The organism is Thermoflavimicrobium daqui (assembly GCF_003313465.1).
Classification (GTDB): domain Bacteria; phylum Bacillota; class Bacilli; order Thermoactinomycetales; family Thermoactinomycetaceae; genus Thermoflavimicrobium; species Thermoflavimicrobium daqui.
On record NZ_KZ845663.1, the window covers coordinates 575357 to 594039 of the forward strand.

Consider the following 18683-nt stretch of genomic DNA (forward strand, 5'->3'; position numbering starts at 1 on the left):
ACACTTTCATTATAATACTATTTTAATTCGGAATATAATTTATTTAATAAGGTTTTATTTCGATCACCACTTAGCTCCCAGAACATCGCTCCGCCTAAGCCTTTTGATTTAATAAATTGCATCTTATGACCCATTGATTCTGCATCATCATAAGAAATAAATGTTCCATTACTTGGGTTGAATAAGAATGGTGTTTTAGTTACATCATTCCAATAACGGGTATAACCATTTTTATTAATATAGTTATTTTCTAAGTCTATAAAGTCAAAATTACCATCTTCCCAGGTTCCTTTAGGTATCCCGGCACATGCTTGATACTCACCATGATTATCTTTACCACAGCCTGTCCAACCACGACCATAGAATGGAACTCCTAATACAATCTTTTCTGCTGGAACTCCTGCATCAATATGACCTTGTACCCCTGCTGCAACATTAAATTTATCTTTTTGTTCAAAAGGATCTTTTGCATCAACATAGAGCGGTGCATTATGTCCACTCACTTTATCCCAACCACCATGGAAGTCATATGTCATAATGTTAATCCAGTCAAGATAATCTTCGACTTTACCTAATTCCGTATTTTGTAAATAGCTAGGCCCGGCTCCAGAAGCAATCGTTAGTAAATATTTCTTACCATCTTCTTTTCCAGCAGCATCTAATGTTTCACGTAACTTTTTCATGAGTAATGTAAAGTTTTGTTTATCTTCCGGTTTCCCTGGAGTTAGCCCTCCACCTACTGGATACTCCCAGTCAATATCGACTCCATCAAAACCATACTCTCTTACAAACTTTAAGGCACTATTTGCAAACTTAGTTCTTGAAGCTTCCGTCATTGCTGCATCAGAGAAATTCCCTGACCAAGTCCAACCACCTACAGAAATAAGCGTTTTCAAATGAGGGTACTTTTGCTTCAGTTTTTGTAATTGATTAAAGTTTCCACGCTTACAACCAGCTTCCCAGCAATCTCCTGGAAACGCTTTATCTAGATCAGCATAAGTATCTCCTACAACGATCTCACCATTTTGCACATTTGCAAAGGCATAGTTCAGATGGGTTATTTTCGAACCATCAATATCTGCTACTTGATAGTTACGTCCATAAGTAGACCAAGCTGTATAATATGCTACAATTTTCTTACCTAGAGGAGGCGTTGTTCCTCCATCATCTTCAGCTTTAGTTTGAACAGTGATTGCATTGCTGGAAGCGGATACATTTCCGGCTGCATCTTTGGCCTTAACTGTATAAGTATAGCTAGTATTTGCAGTCAAACCTTGGTCAGTATAGCTAGTTGATGTAGAAGTTCCTACTTTAGTTGTACCTCTATAAACATCATATCCAGTTACACCAACATTATCGGTGGAAGCAGTCCAAGATAGGGAAACAGTGTTTGCTGTTTGTGCAGGTGAAGAAAGATTGGTCGGTGCACTTGGGGCAATGGTATCGCTTCCACCACCATCCGAACCAACCGTTACAGTAATCGTGTTGCTAGTGGTTGTACCATGGGCGTTACTTACTTCAGCTTTATATGTGTAAGTACCAGCTGCTTTATTTTTTATCTCAAAGGAAGCCGACTGTGCTTGTGGGGAATTGTCTTGCAATGTTGCGGAATGGATTTCTTTGTTATTTTCAAATAATTTCCATGACGTTCCATTATTTCCCCACCATATGTTCCATTCTAATTTAAAATTATTTTGATTACTATAATTATTATGACTCAAATTTACAGTCGCTGGCTTTCCACTAGCCTCTGCATAAACTTGAAGTGACATGAATGGAAATGCCATCGCGATCAATGAAAATACGACAGTAAACATCGCGATTTGTTTTACCAAATTTAATCTTTTTTTCCGCAAAATAATCCCTCCATATTCTAGTAGATTTAACTAAAGACGAATGTTTTTTGTGCCCCCCTTCAAAACATTCATTATAATGTTTATTTTAAATGATAAATACTATTAATTCAATATGTTTTATTTGGATTATTATGTGTATTCCATTTAATACCGAATAAATAATTAATATATAAAATAACTTTATACAAAATTAATAGTATGACCTATTAATTCTTTTATCCTAAATTACTATCATTTTTTATCAAGGAATTATAGATAGGACGTTTGATTTAAACATACTAATGAATAAATATAAATTTATTCCATTTTGTATTCACTTGATTTTGTGATTTTATAAAAAATAGTCTTCAAGAGACTAGAGTGAATTGTTTTTGGATAGGATCGACTTTTGCGTCAAACCTTTAGCAGGAGTGAATGAAAAAACAATGAGCGGCTGATTAAGAGGGGGAGTCCCTCTTAAACGAGCTCTCCTTTAACTACTAAGACAACTTTACCTCCAATGGAAATGTCAATTTTCTTATCCATATATTTAGCATTTAAATACACTAATGAGGGTCTCTGAATTTCATATCCTTGTTCCACACGCAAATCAATATCATCTTTATCAAAATAGCGATACTTGACGAGATAACCTGCTAAACAACCATTTGCGCTCCCTGTAGCTGGATCTTCAGGAATGCCATAACAATCTACGAAAACCCGAACATTTAGATCATGGCCAGAATGATAGGTTTCTGGACAAAAGATAAGGATACTTTTTCCTCTTGTATATTGGGTTAAACGATTCAATAATTCCTGATCCACTTTCGCTTTTTTAACTGAAGACAATGACTTTATAGGTACAATGATAAAAGGAAGACCCGTAGAAACATCTTGGATTGGAAAGCGCTCATCGATTTCATCTTCATCGAGATTTAAAACTGGTGCAATTTCTGATCGCTCAAAAATTTGCCCAAATAAGGGTTCATTCTGTTTCATCCACAAAAACTCATCGGCAATGATAATAGGAATCTGCCCTACTTGTAAGTTTAAAAAAATCTTATTCTCCATCTGGGATAATAGCTCCCGCTGAATGACATAAGCAGTACCTAGTGTAGGATGACCTGCAAAGGGTAACTCAGCTTCAGGAGTAAAAATACGAACCGTATACCCACCATCAGCTTCTTTCTGATCTGAACAAATGAAAGTCGTTTCTGAATAATTCATCTCTCTAGCTAGTTGTTGCATCTTTTGATCAGAAAAAGAATTAGCATGGGTAAAAACAGCAAGTTGATTTCCTGTATATTTTTCCTCCGCAAATACATCCACGATGTACAGTTTACTTTTTTTCATACCAATCCCTCCAGCTTTCATCTTTGATAAACAAAAAAAGCCCGCTTTGCAGGCCTAGGCACTTGAAGACTCTAATGGATCAAGCACTTCATTTACCCATATTTCAATCATCTCTAATCCATAGGGGAAAATCTTTTTAAGTGTTTCCATTACTATTTCTCTGTCTTGATAGATCAGATAGAGATTCATCGCTAGCTCTTTTACTGTCGTTCTATTCTGTGCTATCCGCGGATATTCCACATTAAAATGAGCAAATAGCGAATTGACAATCGCAGCATTTCCTGCTACTTTTGCTTCAATTTGCTTTAATTGTTTACTTATCGCCTGAATTTCCTTAAAAGTTTTCATAGAGAAGGCTATTGTATCATCGGATAGTTTTTCGACAAACTCATGTTGAATACGATTCGTCGTTTCTTCTACTTTTGATTCCAACACCACTAATAAATCGCTTAAATCGCTACTTATTTTTTCTTTCATCTGATATAGACCTTTGTTTACCACTTTTAACTCTTTATGGCTTTGTTTAATCTGCTTTTCTAGATCAGCTGTTGCTTGTCGAAAGCGTTCAAAAAATTTGCTACCTTGTACATCTAGATAAAGATCTAAAAGTTTATCAGGGGTTAGGGGTAAATTTCGTCCATCTCCACGAATCATATATAATCCTTTTTCAGTACAATAGGGTTTATACTGACCACTGGGAATTTCGATTCTATAAAATGATAAGCCTTCCTCGGTAGTTTCTATAAATATTTCAATATCTACAGGTGGTCGACAGGACATCGCTTTACTTATTATCGCAAGCTTTTCTCCATCACTAATTTTACACCCTACAACCTTTCCTTTCTGTTTTCCGTTTTCATCTTCTGTCTCGTCAACTCCAAGCAGAATGACTCCACCATTGGGTGAATTGGCGAACGCAACAATATCCTCCGACTTTAATCCTCCACGTTGCCGTTTAAAATCCACATCAGTACCTTCTTCTTTGTCTAAAAGCTCTTTTCCCCTTTGGCTTAACAATTCACTCTCTTTAGTTGCATCCGAAGACAAGGAAATACACCCCTATCATTGGTTTCATCAAGGTTAGTGAACTCATTTTTCACTAAATATCAACCATGTGGTGTGTCAATTCCCTAAACTCCCATTTCGTAACCTTAATTTTCATTGATATAACAATAATAAAATATACCGTTTCCCTGTAAATACAGAACGGTATATTTTATCTATCTTCTATTTACGTCTAGGTTGTATAGTTACTACTAGCACACCCATCAATATAAAAAAACCACCCATAAAAAAATTAGAGTTTAACTCTTCATGAAGTACGAACCAGCCCAAAAAAGCCCCTACTACTGGTTGAAAGAAGAAAAAGAGTGATCCAATACTTGCATCCATCAGCTCCAATCCTTTATTCCATAGAAAAAATGCTCCTGCAGTAGCGACAATCCCTAGATAAAGAATCCCTAAAATGACAGAAGAAGATTCTAGTACTAGTGGATGCGTTTTTAATTCCCAAACCATCCAAGGGATCGTAAAAATAACCGCAAACCCAATGGCATACGTAGTAATCACTAGTGTAGAAAAACGTAGAGATGCGACTTTGACATATACAGAAAGCAATGCCCACGTAATAGCCGCTCCTACTAAAATGATACTTCCCCAAAAATAGGTACCTAAATATGGATTGTAGCCAACAATAAAAATAACACCGATGGTAGCAAGTACAAGAGATAGAATTTTACGAGCAGTTAAGGCTTCCTTTAATATAATCCAAGCAAACAAGACCATAAATGCAGGCGTAGCTGATGTAATTAAAGCTCCAGTATGGGCATCCGACCATTTCGTACCCATAAATTGAAGAGCAATCGAAATAAAATAGCCAATAAACCCGATCCAGCCCAAAAGTAGCCAATCTTTTAACTGGATTTTTTCATGTTTTTTATTTTTCCATTGCTCCCTTTTTAAAAGCGTATACAGTATTGCAAACGCAATCATATAGCGAAAGCAAACGAGAGTTATCGGTGGAACAAAATCCAAAACATACTTACTTACCACATACATACTACCCCATATACTAGCAGCCAGCGATAAACAAATTGCACCAGTTACACTTGGTTTCATCATTCATACCTCCGTCTTTCATTGGGATAAATAAAACATTTAATCCCTAAAGACGAGGTTGAATAAACTTTAAGAACTGTTCATCCCCGTCTTTAGGTTAGGAATAAACAGTTGGTTGGTCATTCTCAAATAGATCGAAATACATTCGCATCGATTTCCCCCCCTATCATCTAATTCAATAATTAATTCCATATATTATAGCAAATTAATAAACTTCTATGAACAATGAGGTTGCCTTTTTAATCAGCCGTTCATCGCTTCCCCACTTACACCTGCTAAAGAATTGGTGCCAAAGGCGATCCTACACAAAAACGTTTCGTGATTTTCCTCTAGGTATAATCTGGATTTTCAATCGAATGATGTAACATGCTGAACAGTAATAAAAGTTTGTACTTATTGGATCTACTCCATCCTAGAATTAGGAAATACCTACTTCTCATGATAATATGAAAAAAAGAAAGGGGAAATCTTCATGAAAGCCGTTCTTGTAAAACAACCTGGTGGGGTAGAACAATTGAAAATCGTTGAATATCCAAAACCCAAGCCAACTTCAGATGAACTTTTGATTAAAGTACACTATACAGCCTTAAATCGGGCAGATATTGCACAAAGAAAAGGCATTTATCCTCCACCTCCTGGAGCAAGCCCTGTTTTGGGACTTGAATTCGCTGGAGTAATTGAAGAAGTAGGAGAAAATTACCAAAACCAATGGAAACCAGGTGATCGAGTATTTGGCTTACTAGCAGGTGGTGGTTATGCGGAATATGTGGTAACAGCTGGTGATTTAGTCATGCCTATTCCAGATTCATTGTCACTTGAACAAGCTGCTGCCATTGCTGAAGTATTTCTCACTGCATATCAAGCATTGTTTTGGATTGCTCATATCTGTCCACATGAAACCGTGCTTATTCATGCAGGAGCAAGTGGCGTTGGGACTGCAGCGATCCAACTTGTAAAGTCCATGGGAGGGCGTTCCATTGTTACAGTAGGATCAGAAGCCAAGAGAGCTTTTTGTTTACAACTTGGTGCTGATTATGCCATTAACTATAAAAAAGGTCCCTTTTTATCTGAAGTCATGGCCTATACCCAAGAAAAAGGAGTTCATATTATTTTAGATTTTATCGGCGCTTCCTACTGGGAACAAAACCTAGATGCTCTCCAAATAGATGGAAGACTTGTATTAATCAGTGCTTTGGGTGGAGCCAAACTTCAAAACACTTCTCTTCAAAAAATTTTAATGAAACGGTTACAAATTACAGGAACTACCTTACGCGCTCGTTCTAGGGATTATAAGGTCGAGCTCATAAAAGATTTTATGACTTACGCACTTCCTCGCTTTGACAATGGACAACTAAATCCTATAATTGATCGTGTTTTTCCTTTTGAACAGGTCAAAAATGCTCATCAATATATGGAAGAAAACAAAAATATGGGGAAAATCCTGTTACAACTCATCAACTAAAATTCATTCTTCTATCATTAAAGGCCTTTTAGGCAATGAAAGATTGTCTAAAAGACCTTCTCTAATTTCATTTGAATAAAACAACTACATTTTATTAGCTTAATCTTAGGATGTAGGTAATTCAAAGCGCAACTTATAATGGTAGCTTTTCTCTTCAGCGGATATGATTTGTTGCCCTGTTTGACTATCTTGAGTTTGTTGTCTCACTTCTAAGCCCGTAATACTATTAACCATAAGCATGTTACGTCCTTCAGGAAGCCCTGCAAACGTCCACTCATACGTTTCTTCCATGTCATCTGATAGCTCCTTGGTTAGACGCCTTGCTTGAGAAGTATTTACTTCTTCTTGAATCAGACGATTTCCTGATTCATCTTCTAGATAAAACGATATCTTTAATAATGGACGATTTTGGAGATGTTCTTTATTTTTAATGGTATTCTCATAATTCACTTTCTGCTCAGATGTTGGCCTCATTGAAAGGGTCATCACAGTATTTGAACCTTGTTTCTTTAATCCGGTTAAGGTAACCATAAATTTATCATCTATAATCACAGGTTGATTCAGTGTTAGTGGTGTAGAAGGAGCAGGTTTATTCCATCCTTGTATTCCAAAATAGATACCAATCGAAGCAATAAGAATAAAAAGAGAAGACCAAGCTAAAACCCTTCCTTTTTTCCCTTTCTTTTTTTCGTTTAATTGTTCTGATTCAGTTGGTTTTTCTTCTAAGACTTGGTTAAATGGGGATGAAGTCTCATTTTGAGTCTTAAACTCATTCAGGGGCTGTCTTTTCTCATGCATCTCAGCCCTTATTTCATCCTTCACTTCTATTTCTACTGTCTTTTCAGTTTGGTCTAATTCATTCGGGGATTGACTACTTTGTTTGGATTCTGGCGATGGGGTCTCTATATTTTTTTTCTTCTCAATCTCCTCTTTAGAAATCACTTCTACTTTTGAAGCTTTTTTAAGTTTTTCATCGTATTGTTTACGTTTTTCATCATCGAGAAGTATAACTTTTATCTCCTCAAGCATATCAACCATTCGTTCTGCTTCTTGTCGCCGCTCTCGCGTTGGCGCATTAATACGATGATTCCAAAGTCGCAATTTGTTGAGAATAGCTTCATTAATCTCTTTGCTGGATGCATCTTGGTCAACCTCTAAGATTTTATAATAATTATCCATATACCTATCAACCTTTAAGTCCATTTATTAATCTTTTATAACTATTCATATTATTTTTATTTATATTACCATTCTAATCATCTTTATTCAAGGATAAGACAAAATATACTAGAAATAGAGCCAAAGAGCAAATGAAAAAATTGCGAATTAAAAATCCAATTATCCAAAGGGTTAACTATACCGACTTATCTTGTAATATCGCTTGACGTAATTTGCGAGTCCATAGATCTGCTTGACGAATAATTTCGGGAATTCTACTTTCTTTACCTATAAAATGCATCGTAAAGTCAAGGGCATTTTGCAATGTAACACGATTACCTACCGATACAAACACTGGTTTAACATTCGTCTGAGTTCGTAAGACAGCACCTATCACTTCGTCACCATCATAGATATTTTCATAACTTCCCTTTGCTTTATTTAATTCCTGATAACTACCTATAAAATGAGTTTTTGCTATACCAATCGTCGGTTTATCAATAAAAAAAGAAGCATGTGTAGCAATTCCTACACGATTTGGGTGTAAAATACCATTACCATCAAAAAATACGATATCCGGGTTTGATTGCATTTTCTCCCACGCTTTCAAAAATATAGGAATCTCTCGAAATGCAAGAAGCCCCGGAACATAATCATAGGAAATGTGATCAACATGATAGACTGTTTCAATAGTTTGTCTAGTAGCAAAATCCATAACAACAATTACAGCAACTGCTTGGTTATCAAAATAAGCCAAATCAACTCCACAAACAGTCTTTGGCATCGAAGTATAGGGTATAATTTGAATATTTTTTGCTAGCTGAAATTGAATCTCTTTCATTTGGCTTTTCTTTAAATCAAAAGAATGAATATAGTTCACATGCATAAAAATGTTCAACAGGAGTCTTAGATTTTCAAAAGACAAAATACATCTTTTTTCTCCTGTTCTCCTCCTTCTTCTTTTTATTTTTATATGATAAAAAAACAGCCTAACTTTGATCGTTAAGCTGTTCTTTATCATTTATTATTTACCAAGGTTTTGAACCTGATCAAGTAGATTAATAATCGAGTTCATCGTTTGATATAGCTCAGAATTTTTAAATTCCTGCGGATCAAGTTTACCATCCTTCACTAAACCTAAATATCCATCGATCGCTGTCTGAAGCTTTTGGTTGTGATCTTGAATCGTTTGGTGGATGTCTTTAGCAAAATCAGGTGGTGTTAATTTTTCAAAGTTTTGAATCTCCGTTTTTAGATCGTTTAACTTTGTTTCTAAGTCTTTTCTTACTTTTGAGTCAGTAACTGCTTTTTCAACCATCCCTGGAACTTCATTATAGAAATCTTGTACTTTTTTAATATAATCGGCTGTCTTTGAAACATATTCCACTGAAACACTAACTTCACCCGTCAGAGAACATCCTCCGGTCACAACCAATGTGAAAACAGTGAGTAAAGAAAGTAGCCACTTTTTAACCAATATAAATCCTCCTCGTCTTGTTAACCAGCCATTCACTCTATCATTTTGATCTTACTTATTCATGATATAAGTGATTATAAACAATGTAAAGAATAATCGATATAGTTTAAGCTAAAGTTTAGCTAAAACTATCTTCGATTTTTATTCTTTATGCAGCTTATTCAAAAGTTTAGTAATATAGAAATAGGCTAATAAAATCAATAGCAGCTCAAGCAACGTGCTCAAGTTGCTATTACACTCGATCTTATGCGAGCTGTTGGGCTTGATCTCTTAATTTAAGCATCTCTTGAATGGTTTTAGTAAATGCAGGAGTTTGGAAGACTTTAGGATCAAAATTCCCTTTTTTTATTTGCTTTAAATAAGAGTTAATTTCCGATTCAACTGTTTTATTGTAGTTAGTCATGTTTTGATGAATTTCCTCTGCACGTCTCGGGGGAATCATTTCATTATATTTCTGGAGCTCACTTTTTACATTATTTAAGTTTTTCTCCAATGTCGTTTTTGATTGTTGGTCACTTGTTGCTTTTAAAGCTAAGCTTGGTATATTATTCACTAGATGATTCACCATGTTTGTATATCTAACCGTCGTTTTCACATAATCTACCATTCCCGCACGTTGGTCAATAGAGCATCCACTCAAAAGAAATAAAGCCACAAACGATACCATTAACATTTTTTTCATGTTGATCCCTCCATTCACTCAAATAGGACTAATATAAGTAGTAATTCGCCATGCCTTCAATAAACGTTTATTGATCTACAAGGATCTGTGATAGTTAAAACCAAGTCATGTTAAGTATATAACAATCTCACACCTATTCCATTATAGTCAATTGTAACTAAATACCCAATCCTTTTCTTCTTCTAATAACATTAGTAGTATAATGAATTGGTGTAATTTGGTCTTACTTTTTTATGAAAATAGACAAATTCTCTCTAGTCTATCTTTAAGATTATCAGATATACTAGGACAAGAGTAAACAAGGAGATTACTATTATATTCCAAAAGTCACCGTGAATCATATTCCAAACTTATGTGTTATTCACAGGAACTATCCATACTTGACAACATTTGGTTCTTTATAAAATTACAGATAAAAGATAGGTGAACGGATAAAATGTGTGGTTTTGTGTCAGTCTATCACAAATATGGTCAACCCGTACAACCCGAAGAAATCGAAAGAATGGCAGATCAAATTCACCATCGTGGCCCAGATGATACACACTTTTATGTAGAGGATCATATTGGATTTGGCTTTAAACGTCTAAGTATTATTGACTTAGCTCATGGAAGACAGCCACTTTGTAACGAAGATGGAACGATCTGGATCGTCTTTAATGGTGAAATCTACAATTATAAAGAACTACAACAATGGCTTAAAGATAAAGGGCATCAGTTTAAAACAAACTCAGATACCGAAACCATTGTCCATTTATATGAAGAAGTTGGATTTGATACTCCCAAATACTTACGTGGTATGTTCGCTTTCACCATCTGGGATCTAAATAAACAACAATATTTTGGTGCGCGTGACCATTTTGGAATTAAACCTCTGTACTATACAGAAACAGCTAGAGGATTTCACTTTGCATCCGAAATTAAATGTTTACTTGAACTAGAAGATTTATCTCCAGATGTAAATACGTCGGCTCTTTATCAGTATCTAACATTCCAATATAACCCATATACAGAAACCTTTTTCAAAGGGATTCACAAAGTCTTGCCAGGGCATTGTTTCCTGATTAGGAATGATCGTTTAGATATTCGCCCTTATTGGCAGGTTCACTTTGATCCCGATGAGAGTAAACCACTATCTTATTATATTGATCAAACAAGAGCAATTATGGAGAACTCGATTCAATACCATCGGCAAGCTGATGTTCCTTTGGGAGCTTTCTTGTCAAGTGGAGTTGACTCTTCAACGACAGCTGGATTACTTCGTAATCATGGTCCACTTAAAACGTTTAGTATTGGATTTGCCCTTGGACAAAATGAATTACCTTATGCTCGCCGAACAGCGGAACATTTCGGAACTGAACACTATGAGCTTGAAGTAACACCACAAATGTTTATCGACGAGTTACCACAAATTATTTGGCATATGGATGAACCTCTAGCAGATCCAGCAGCTATTCCGCTTTATTTTGTATCCAAACTCGCTAGAGATTATGTAACCGTTGTTCTTTCAGGTGAAGGAGCCGATGAGTTTTTTGGTGGGTATGGAATTTATCGTGAACCCAATGCACTGCGTCCATTCAATTATATGCCGAAAGGTTTACGGAAAATGTTAGGGAGTATTGCCTCTAACCTTCCTAATGTTAAAGGAAAAAATTATATTATTCGTGGTTCTAAAGATTTGCAAGAAAGATTTTTTGGGAATGCTTTTATTTTCAGTGAAGAGATGAAGCGAGAAGTTCTAACCAGCTGGGTAAATCAACAAACCCAACATTTGCATCCTCTTGACATTACTTTACCAATTTATGAAAATGCCAGTATGTATGATGATGTCACCAAGATGCAATATCTAGATATCCATACTTGGTTACCTGGTGATATCTTACTTAAAGCTGACAAAATGTCGATGGCTAACTCACTAGAATTACGTGTACCATTCCTCGATAAAGAGGTATTTGAAGTAGCAAGCAAGATTCCAACCAAGTACAAAATTGCAGGTGGTACAACAAAGTTTGTATTACGTGAAGCCATGAAAGATTTGTTACCTAAAGAAATTCATATGAGACCGAAACTAGGTTTCCCTGTACCAACTCGACATTGGTTGAAAAATGAGTTTTATCTATGGGCGATGGAAATTCTAAGTACTAGCCAAATTGACCAATATATTAATAAGCGTATGGCGATCCAGTTACTCTCTGATCACAAAGAAGGTAAAGCAGACTATAGTCGTAGAATCTGGACTATCCTTTGCTTTGCACTGTGGCATCAAATCTATATCGAAAAACAAGCTCTTCACTTGCTAAATAATGTAACCATCTCAAAAATCTCCTAATCCGACTCAAAAAAGGTTGCCTGCCAATTGTAGGGCAACCTTTTTCAATTTATAGATTGGGTAAAAATATAATGAAAGACATTGATCACACAACCCCAGATCTTATAAAACTTTATATAGAAGATGTTTTTCTGCTGCTGATGAAAGGATGACTTCAAATGATTTATGAGCTATTATCTAATTTTTCTTTATGGACCTCCGTCACGGCGATCGTACTAGCTCAAGTATTAAAAGTTCCTTGGAACTACTTTATCTCTCAAAAATGGGATTGGGGTTGGCTTCTTAACTCTGGAGGCATGCCTAGTTCTCATACTTCTGCAGTTACCTCCCTCGCAACTTCGATCGGGCTAATCGAAGGCTGGAATTCAACTTCATTTGCTATTGCAACTATTTTTGCTGTTATTACCATGTATGATGCGACAGGTGTTCGTCGTCATGCTGGAATTCAAGCACAAGTAATTAATCAGCTTGCAGAGGATTTTACGACACTACTTCATGAAATTCGCCAATTAAAATTAAATGAAAAGCCTCTAGGTAAGTCACGAATTAAGTTAAAAGAAATATTAGGACATAAACCTATTGAAGTATTCATCGGTCTTTGGTTTGGTATCTTAATTGCACTCGGTATGTATTGGTTGTGGTTTTAAGCCTGTATACAAGGGGGATAACGTTATGAAAAGGATCATATCTATTTGCCCAAGCAACACAGAAATCCTCTATTTTCTAGGGATGGGAGATCGTGTTATCGGATTGGATGATTTTTCAGATTGGCCTAGTGAGTGGAGTTATCTCCCACGACTAGGCCCAGACCTAGATATCGATATTGAAAAAGTCAAATTACTTAATCCTGATCTTGTCATTGCATCGCTAAGTGTGCCAGGAATGGAGAAAAATATCGAGCGTCTAAAAGAAGAAAAAATACCCTACATTGTTTTAAACCCAAAATCACTTCATGAGATTCCGAATGATATCATGAAGCTCGGCCAAGCCCTTTTTGTTGTTGACAAGGCAGAGAATTTGGCAAATCGATTTCGATGCGAACTGGAGCAAATTCAAAGTCATATACCTGCTTCATCTTTACCAGTTAGACTTTATTTTGAATGGTGGCCAAAACCCGTCTTTAGCCCGGGGAATAAAAATTGGTTGACAGATATTTCGCATTTAATCGGCGCCTCCCAAATTTTCGAAGAATATGACCAAGAGAGCGTACAATCCGATTGGGAAACAGTTGCAGATAAAAATCCCGACTACTGCTTAATCGTTTGGACGGGTATTCCCAAACATCGAATTCGTAAAGAGCTGATTACCAGTCGCCCAGCCTTTCAAGGGCAAAAATGGATAGAGCCAGGGCGACTCCATATTTTAGAGGAAGGTTGGTATTGTCGCCCCTCTCCTCGTATTCTAACTGGGATCAAGTATTTAGCGCACATCCTTTATCCTGAACGCTTTATATCTCCAAATCCAAATGACCCTTTTCACGACACTCGTCAATAGATTACAGCAAATGGGTTTCTCCAAACGATAAAGTTAGAGAAACCCATTTACTATACTAAAACATCTTATATCCTTTGGAACGCAATGTTTGAATAGTCCAGCCACCTATAATAGTCCCTGCTAATCCAGAAATCATCACAGAAATATCGGCAAAATGAAATGAGGATAAGGTAAAAATAAGGTAACCTGCAAAACCAAAGTATAATACCAAAGGTAGCCAAGTTGTTTTAAGAATCATATTTAAAATAAAGCCAATGCCAAAGAATAAGACGAAGAACATTACAATAGAAACGGCCATTTGCAATGTATTTATCTTTTCAACTAATAATACAAGGGCCAGATTCACTACCCTTCCCTCCATTTTTACAAACAATGTCTGTTATCATTTTACAAGAAATATATAAAGGGTTCAATGAAACGACGAATTATCAAATATGACTAATGATTAACATATTATAACAATGGATCAAATTTAATCTTTTCTTCTTATTACTAATAAAAAAGAGGATATTAGTCCTTGTATGACTAACCATCCTCTTATATCAAACAAAACGATTATAATTTTCCCTTCTTTAATACGAGGGAAATTCCACCTAGTAAATATAGCCAACGCATATCGATTAGTTTCTTCATGAAAGCTGCCTTACCACCAACTAATTTTTTATCTCCAACCGTACCAATCGCTTCTCTTCTACCCAACGAAGCAACGGTTCCTTTTGGCATATACTTAAATGGCTTCATTTCTCCACCACGAATTTTAGAAGCTAAATTTTCTCCCAAGAGTTGACCTTGTTGCGTTGACATTTGCGCTGTAGGCGGATACGGACGTTCTTCTTCGTTAAACACTAAAGAGCTGTCTCCAAGAACAAACACATTTTCATAGCCCGGTGCACGCAAATATTCATCCACTTTTACCCGACCACGCATCGTTTCAATACCTGATTCTTCAACCAGTTTATTTCCGCGCACTCCACCAGTCCATACTACTGTTGCTGCTTTAATTTCTTTTCCACCTTTGAGAATAACACCGTCTTCTTTACATTCTTCAATAGGAGTACTTAGAATAAATTCAACACCTTTTCCTTCCAAGTACTTCACTGCATAGTCTACCAAATCTTTATCAAAGCCTGGAAGAACAGTAGGTGCTGCTTCTACATTGACAATACGAACTTTTTCAAGTGGCACATCATATTCATGACAAAGCTCTGGCATACGATCTACAAGCTCACCAATAAACTCTATTCCTGTGAATCCTGCCCCGCCTACAACGATAGTGATCAGCTCATCTTTTTGCTCACTTTGATAACGCGCAAACATATACTCCAAATGCTCGCGAATTATACGGACACTATTAATATTGCGTATAAAATAAGCATTTTCTAATAAACCTTTAATACCGAAGGTTTCTGGTGCACTCCCCAAACCAATCACTAGATAATCATAAGAAATGGGCTTATTGTTTTCCAATTGAACTGTTTTGTCTTCTAGTTTAATTGCGGTCACTTTATCTTGAATAAATTTTACCTTTTGCTGGTTGATTACTGAATTGATCATGATACGTGCATGATCAGGATGACTAGTACCAGCAGCTGGTTCATGTAACTTGGTCGTAATATAATGATATGGATTTAGGTTTACCAAAATAACCTCAGCTTCATTATAATGTAGCTTCTTCTGTAATCCCTTTACAGTCATTAAACCGCCATAACCTGCTCCCAAAACCACTATCTTAGGTACACTCATTACTAATCCCTTCCATCTACTAATTTCCGTTATGATTAACCCATCACAAACAAAAAAATAAAATAAAAGATATCCGCCGAAATTAAATTATACCAATGAATATGATATGACTTTCACGAACCTTTGGCAAGAGATTTTGTTCACATTGTATCCAAATATTTGAGTTGCATCCTTAAAACATGCTGGAAAAGGTTACAAAAACCCACTATATCCAATTTAATAAATATTCCTATTAGAACAATATAACTTTTTCATGGTATAATGGGAAGAAAAAGTTCAAAAAATATATACTTCTGCTACTGAGGTGGTATTCATGACAGTTACAGATATTCTTGTTATCGGAGGAGGTCCAACTGGATTATTCACTGCTTTTTATGCAGGAATGCGAAAAGCAAATGTGAAAATTGTCGAAAGCATGCCTCAGCTCGGCGGACAGCTTGCTGCGCTGTATCCTGAAAAGTTTATCTATGATGTAGCAGGATTTCCAAAAGTGCGCGCCCAAGAGCTGGTCGATAACCTGATCCAGCAAGCCCAATTATTTCAACCAGAGTATTGCCTAAATGAAAAAGTAATTCAAGTTAAGAAAAAAGAAGAGCGACTATTTGAAGTTGTTACCAATCAGCAGATTCACTTAACAAAATCCATTATTATTACAGCGGGTTGTGGAGCTTTTGAGCCCCGAAAACTAGTATTACCTCAAGCCAAACAGTATGAAGGTAAAAATTTGCACTATTTCGTGAGTGACTTAAACCAATTTCGAGGTAAAAAAGTTTTAATCGCTGGTGGTGGTGATTCGGCAGTAGATTGGGCACTTATGTTGGAACCGATTGCACAAGAAATCACTTTAATTCATCGTCGAGATAAATTCCGTGCCCATGAGCATAGTGTTGAATTATTGATGAATTCAAAAGTGAAAGTGCTTACACCACGCGAAATTGTCGATATTCATGGAACAAAGCGTATCGAAACGGTAACCATTCAAGATAAGAAACAAGGAACAACAGAAATTGTATCCATCGATGATCTAATCATTAGCTTTGGCTTTGTTTCTTCACTAGGTCCAATAAAAGAATGGGGTCTTGAAATCGAAAACGGTGCTATTAAAGTAAACTCTCGGATGGAAACAAACATCCCTGGGATTTATGCTGCGGGAGATATCGCCACTTACCCCGGAAAAGTCAAGCTAATCGCAGTTGGTTTTGGCGAAGCGCCTACTGCTGTGAACAATGCTAAACAATATCTTGACCCAACCGCTCGCCTTCAGCCAGGGCATAGTTCTAATATGAACCTTTAATCCCCATTCCCCTTCAGGTGAAAGGGGTTTTTTTATTTTTATTCTTAGATTTATAGAGGTTGCCCTCCTAATCGTCCTCTCATCGCTTCCCCACTCGCTCCCGTAGACTTACCATTCAAAAGTCGATCCTACAAAAACGATCCGCGGCTTCGTCTAGGAATGGCTCGAATTATGTAACATGCTGTTATAGAAATACTTTCCTAACCTAACTGCATGATTATAAAAGATTTGGCCCATCCTAAGTAAAAAAGAGGGTGGGCTTGTTGCTTCATACTAATCCATACGCATGTCCAGTTTGTAATGGATTTACTTCCTATACAGCATATTGTCCAAAATGTAGCCATATCCTCCAAGATGGTGGACGGATCTTTGACTATTTTGCCGACTATAGTCCTTATCGCCCAATCGATGACTTAAAAATGACAGATGGCTTGCTTGATTACCAAAATCATACTTGCCCTCATCAAATATACTGTGAGCATTGTGGATATCGAGAAGTTACACTGATGCAAGAAAGCCACTACTAAAAGATCATTTTTAGATCATTCTTCCTCTGAAAATAATAAAACCCAGCTCTATTCTACATCGTCCATGAATGATATAGATAGAGCTGGGTATTTCTTTCTTTGAAAAGATTGGAGAAATTTGCTATATCAACGATATCGTTATCAAAATCCTTAACAGTCTTCAGGTTTTCCGGCTTCTGTAGCTGTACGGAATGAGGCACCACAGCCACATGAAGCAATAGCATTAGGATTATCGATACTAAAGCCGCCACCCATCATCGATTCTTTAAAATCGATAACCGTTCCTTGTAAATAAGCAATACTATCTTGATCTACCAAAATCTTAACTCCATGCTGACTTAATTCCATATCGTCTTCTTTTTTGTCCTCATCAAATCCCAGTGAATAATTCAAACCACTACATCCACCAAATTGAATACCAATCCGTAAAAACTGTCGATCTGGGTTATCTGTATCTTGAAGCATCTCTTTCACTTTCAGAGCTGCTTGCTCCGTCAATGTTATCATATTGGTTACCCCCTTTATATACTTAGTATACAGGGTAAACCTTTTCTTACTCAACCCAATTAAACGACTGTACGAATTGGTACTTCACGGATCGTTGAAGAATGAGGACGAATTGGATAAATTCTTTCTACCGATTTATCCAACTCTTTCGCATACTCTCGATGCCATTCGTTGTGAAGTTGATCAAGCGCTTGGCTTAGTTCATATACATTGGGGTGACCTAATCCCAGATCAAGCGCTGTCACTTCCATCTCTTTTCTTAGCGCTTCTATTTTCTCCTCTAGCTTCCGTTTCACACGGAATTCCCCCTCTTTTATCTTTCTCTACAAAAATTTTTTCTTTACGAAGCCGATTTGTTCGAAATATGGTTAGTTTAGAGAGTAATGGGAAATTTCCAACCACAGGCATCTACAAATTCTAACAAGTCGAAATCGACTATTTTTAGTATACACTCCCAATTAATAGAAAGAAAGTCGCTTTTTTTACAATTTCTCCATCCTATTTATTACTAAACATGATAAAGAGACGTTAATTGACAACAAATACGTACAATTACAAGATTTTTCAACAAAATTGATTCGTTTATTTCCATACATCGATATGATAGAATGAAATAGAATTTAGTTTTTTAGAGGTACGAAATGATTGGATTAAGATTAAATATTCGTCTTCAAGAGATAACATACACCTAATCCAATCGAATATAC

The 18683-nt window shown here is 36.3% G+C and carries 18 protein-coding genes; 6 read left to right on the plus strand and 12 right to left on the minus strand.

Translation table 11 applies throughout. The features are described 5' to 3' along the window. Window positions 1-17: 17 nt before the first annotated feature. The 4 genes from DL897_RS02670 to DL897_RS02685 form a co-directional block, all read right to left on the minus strand. A complete protein-coding gene (locus tag DL897_RS02670; RefSeq protein ID WP_113657567.1) occupies window positions 18-1856 on the minus strand; it encodes a glycosyl hydrolase family 18 protein in 1839 nt (612 codons plus the stop codon). Window positions 1857-2312: 456 nt separating this feature from the next. Next, complete coding sequence (locus tag DL897_RS02675; RefSeq protein ID WP_113657568.1) at window positions 2313-3188, minus strand: PhzF family phenazine biosynthesis protein; 876 nt, start codon at window positions 3186-3188, stop codon at window positions 2313-2315. A gap of 54 nt (window positions 3189-3242) precedes the next feature. After that, window positions 3243-4235 carry an RNA-binding domain-containing protein gene (locus DL897_RS02680; RefSeq protein WP_168188612.1) on the minus strand — a complete coding sequence of 331 codons (993 nt, stop codon included), beginning with the start codon at window positions 4233-4235 and terminating at the stop codon, window positions 3243-3245. 180 nt (window positions 4236-4415) lie between these two features. Next, window positions 4416-5306, minus strand: coding sequence for a DMT family transporter (locus DL897_RS02685; RefSeq protein WP_113657570.1), 891 nt, complete (start codon window positions 5304-5306; stop codon window positions 4416-4418). 472 nt (window positions 5307-5778) lie between these two features. Here DL897_RS02685 and DL897_RS02690 point away from each other — a divergent pair, with 472 nt between their 5' ends. Further along, window positions 5779-6768 carry an NAD(P)H-quinone oxidoreductase gene (locus tag DL897_RS02690; protein ID WP_113657571.1) on the plus strand — a complete coding sequence of 330 codons (990 nt, stop codon included), beginning with the start codon at window positions 5779-5781 and terminating at the stop codon, window positions 6766-6768. 105 nt (window positions 6769-6873) lie between these two features. Here the strand turns inward: DL897_RS02690 and DL897_RS02695 are convergent, their stop codons facing one another. The 4 genes from DL897_RS02695 to DL897_RS02710 form a co-directional block, all read right to left on the minus strand. Continuing rightward, on the minus strand, window positions 6874-7947 hold the full coding sequence (locus DL897_RS02695; RefSeq protein ID WP_168188613.1) for a DnaJ domain-containing protein: 1074 nt from the start codon (window positions 7945-7947) through the stop codon (window positions 6874-6876). A 175-nt stretch (window positions 7948-8122) separates the two neighbouring features. Beyond that, a complete protein-coding gene (locus tag DL897_RS02700; RefSeq protein WP_206186472.1) occupies window positions 8123-8851 on the minus strand; it encodes an endonuclease V in 729 nt (242 codons plus the stop codon). Between the two features lie 99 nt (window positions 8852-8950). Beyond that, window positions 8951-9403 (minus strand): DUF6376 family protein, encoded by a 453-nt coding sequence (locus DL897_RS02705; protein ID WP_113657573.1) that lies wholly within the window; start codon window positions 9401-9403, stop codon window positions 8951-8953. Window positions 9404-9647: 244 nt separating this feature from the next. After that, window positions 9648-10085, minus strand: coding sequence for a DUF6376 family protein (locus tag DL897_RS02710; RefSeq protein ID WP_113657574.1), 438 nt, complete (start codon window positions 10083-10085; stop codon window positions 9648-9650). A 436-nt stretch (window positions 10086-10521) separates the two neighbouring features. Here DL897_RS02710 and asnB point away from each other — a divergent pair, with 436 nt between their 5' ends. From asnB to DL897_RS02725, 3 genes are all read left to right on the plus strand, one after another. Then, window positions 10522-12411, plus strand: coding sequence for an asparagine synthase (glutamine-hydrolyzing) (gene asnB / locus DL897_RS02715; RefSeq protein ID WP_113657575.1), 1890 nt, complete (start codon window positions 10522-10524; stop codon window positions 12409-12411). A 158-nt stretch (window positions 12412-12569) separates the two neighbouring features. After that, window positions 12570-13058, plus strand: a complete 489-nt coding sequence (locus DL897_RS02720; RefSeq protein WP_113657576.1) for a divergent PAP2 family protein — start codon at window positions 12570-12572, stop codon at window positions 13056-13058. Between the two features lie 25 nt (window positions 13059-13083). Continuing rightward, the gene (locus tag DL897_RS02725) at window positions 13084-13905 is read left to right on the plus strand and encodes a cobalamin-binding protein (RefSeq protein ID WP_113657577.1); all 822 of its coding nucleotides are present in this window, start codon (window positions 13084-13086) and stop codon (window positions 13903-13905) included. 55 nt (window positions 13906-13960) lie between these two features. Here DL897_RS02725 and DL897_RS02730 read toward each other — a convergent pair whose 3' ends face one another. Continuing rightward, window positions 13961-14203, minus strand: a complete 243-nt coding sequence (locus tag DL897_RS02730) for a YuiB family protein (protein ID WP_420824106.1) — start codon at window positions 14201-14203, stop codon at window positions 13961-13963. Window positions 14204-14460: 257 nt separating this feature from the next. Next, window positions 14461-15648, minus strand: a complete 1188-nt coding sequence (locus DL897_RS02735; protein WP_113657578.1) for an NAD(P)/FAD-dependent oxidoreductase — start codon at window positions 15646-15648, stop codon at window positions 14461-14463. Window positions 15649-15961: 313 nt separating this feature from the next. Here DL897_RS02735 and DL897_RS02740 point away from each other — a divergent pair, with 313 nt between their 5' ends. Both DL897_RS02740 and DL897_RS02745 read left to right on the plus strand, forming a co-directional pair. Next, window positions 15962-16942 carry an NAD(P)/FAD-dependent oxidoreductase gene (locus DL897_RS02740; protein ID WP_113657579.1) on the plus strand — a complete coding sequence of 327 codons (981 nt, stop codon included), beginning with the start codon at window positions 15962-15964 and terminating at the stop codon, window positions 16940-16942. A gap of 263 nt (window positions 16943-17205) precedes the next feature. Then, window positions 17206-17469 (plus strand): hypothetical protein, encoded by a 264-nt coding sequence (locus tag DL897_RS02745; protein ID WP_113657580.1) that lies wholly within the window; start codon window positions 17206-17208, stop codon window positions 17467-17469. 150 nt (window positions 17470-17619) lie between these two features. On the opposite strand, the gene DL897_RS02750 is transcribed toward DL897_RS02745, so the two are convergent. Both DL897_RS02750 and DL897_RS02755 read right to left on the minus strand, forming a co-directional pair. Then, the gene (locus DL897_RS02750; RefSeq protein ID WP_113657581.1) at window positions 17620-17976 is read right to left on the minus strand and encodes a HesB/IscA family protein; all 357 of its coding nucleotides are present in this window, start codon (window positions 17974-17976) and stop codon (window positions 17620-17622) included. Window positions 17977-18035: 59 nt separating this feature from the next. Next, window positions 18036-18272: an aspartyl-phosphate phosphatase Spo0E family protein gene (locus DL897_RS02755; protein WP_240627238.1), complete on the minus strand. Its 237-nt coding sequence runs from the start codon at window positions 18270-18272 to the stop codon at window positions 18036-18038. Between the last annotated feature and the right edge of the window lie 411 nt (window positions 18273-18683).

Bases quoted from the DNA above. Each gene is read 5' to 3' on its own strand.
- DL897_RS02730 (WP_420824106.1), bottom strand. From the start codon at position 14,203: ATGGCCGTTTCTATTGTAATGTTCTTCGTCTTATTCTTTGGCATTGGC.
- DL897_RS02720 (WP_113657576.1), top strand. From the start codon at position 12,570: ATGATTTATGAGCTATTATCTAATTTTTCTTTATGGACCTCCGTCACG.
- DL897_RS02685 (WP_113657570.1), bottom strand. From the start codon at position 5,306: ATGAAACCAAGTGTAACTGGTGCAATTTGTTTATCGCTGGCTGCTAGT.
- DL897_RS02675 (WP_113657568.1), bottom strand. From the start codon at position 3,188: ATGAAAAAAAGTAAACTGTACATCGTGGATGTATTTGCGGAGGAAAAA.
- DL897_RS02690 (WP_113657571.1), top strand. From the start codon at position 5,779: ATGAAAGCCGTTCTTGTAAAACAACCTGGTGGGGTAGAACAATTGAAA.
- DL897_RS02710 (WP_113657574.1), bottom strand. From the start codon at position 10,085: ATGAAAAAAATGTTAATGGTATCGTTTGTGGCTTTATTTCTTTTGAGT.
- DL897_RS02695 (WP_168188613.1), bottom strand. From the start codon at position 7,947: ATGGATAATTATTATAAAATCTTAGAGGTTGACCAAGATGCATCCAGC.
- DL897_RS02740 (WP_113657579.1), top strand. From the start codon at position 15,962: ATGACAGTTACAGATATTCTTGTTATCGGAGGAGGTCCAACTGGATTA.
- DL897_RS02725 (WP_113657577.1), top strand. From the start codon at position 13,084: ATGAAAAGGATCATATCTATTTGCCCAAGCAACACAGAAATCCTCTAT.
- asnB (WP_113657575.1), top strand. From the start codon at position 10,522: ATGTGTGGTTTTGTGTCAGTCTATCACAAATATGGTCAACCCGTACAA.
- DL897_RS02750 (WP_113657581.1), bottom strand. From the start codon at position 17,976: ATGATAACATTGACGGAGCAAGCAGCTCTGAAAGTGAAAGAGATGCTT.
- DL897_RS02735 (WP_113657578.1), bottom strand. From the start codon at position 15,648: ATGAGTGTACCTAAGATAGTGGTTTTGGGAGCAGGTTATGGCGGTTTA.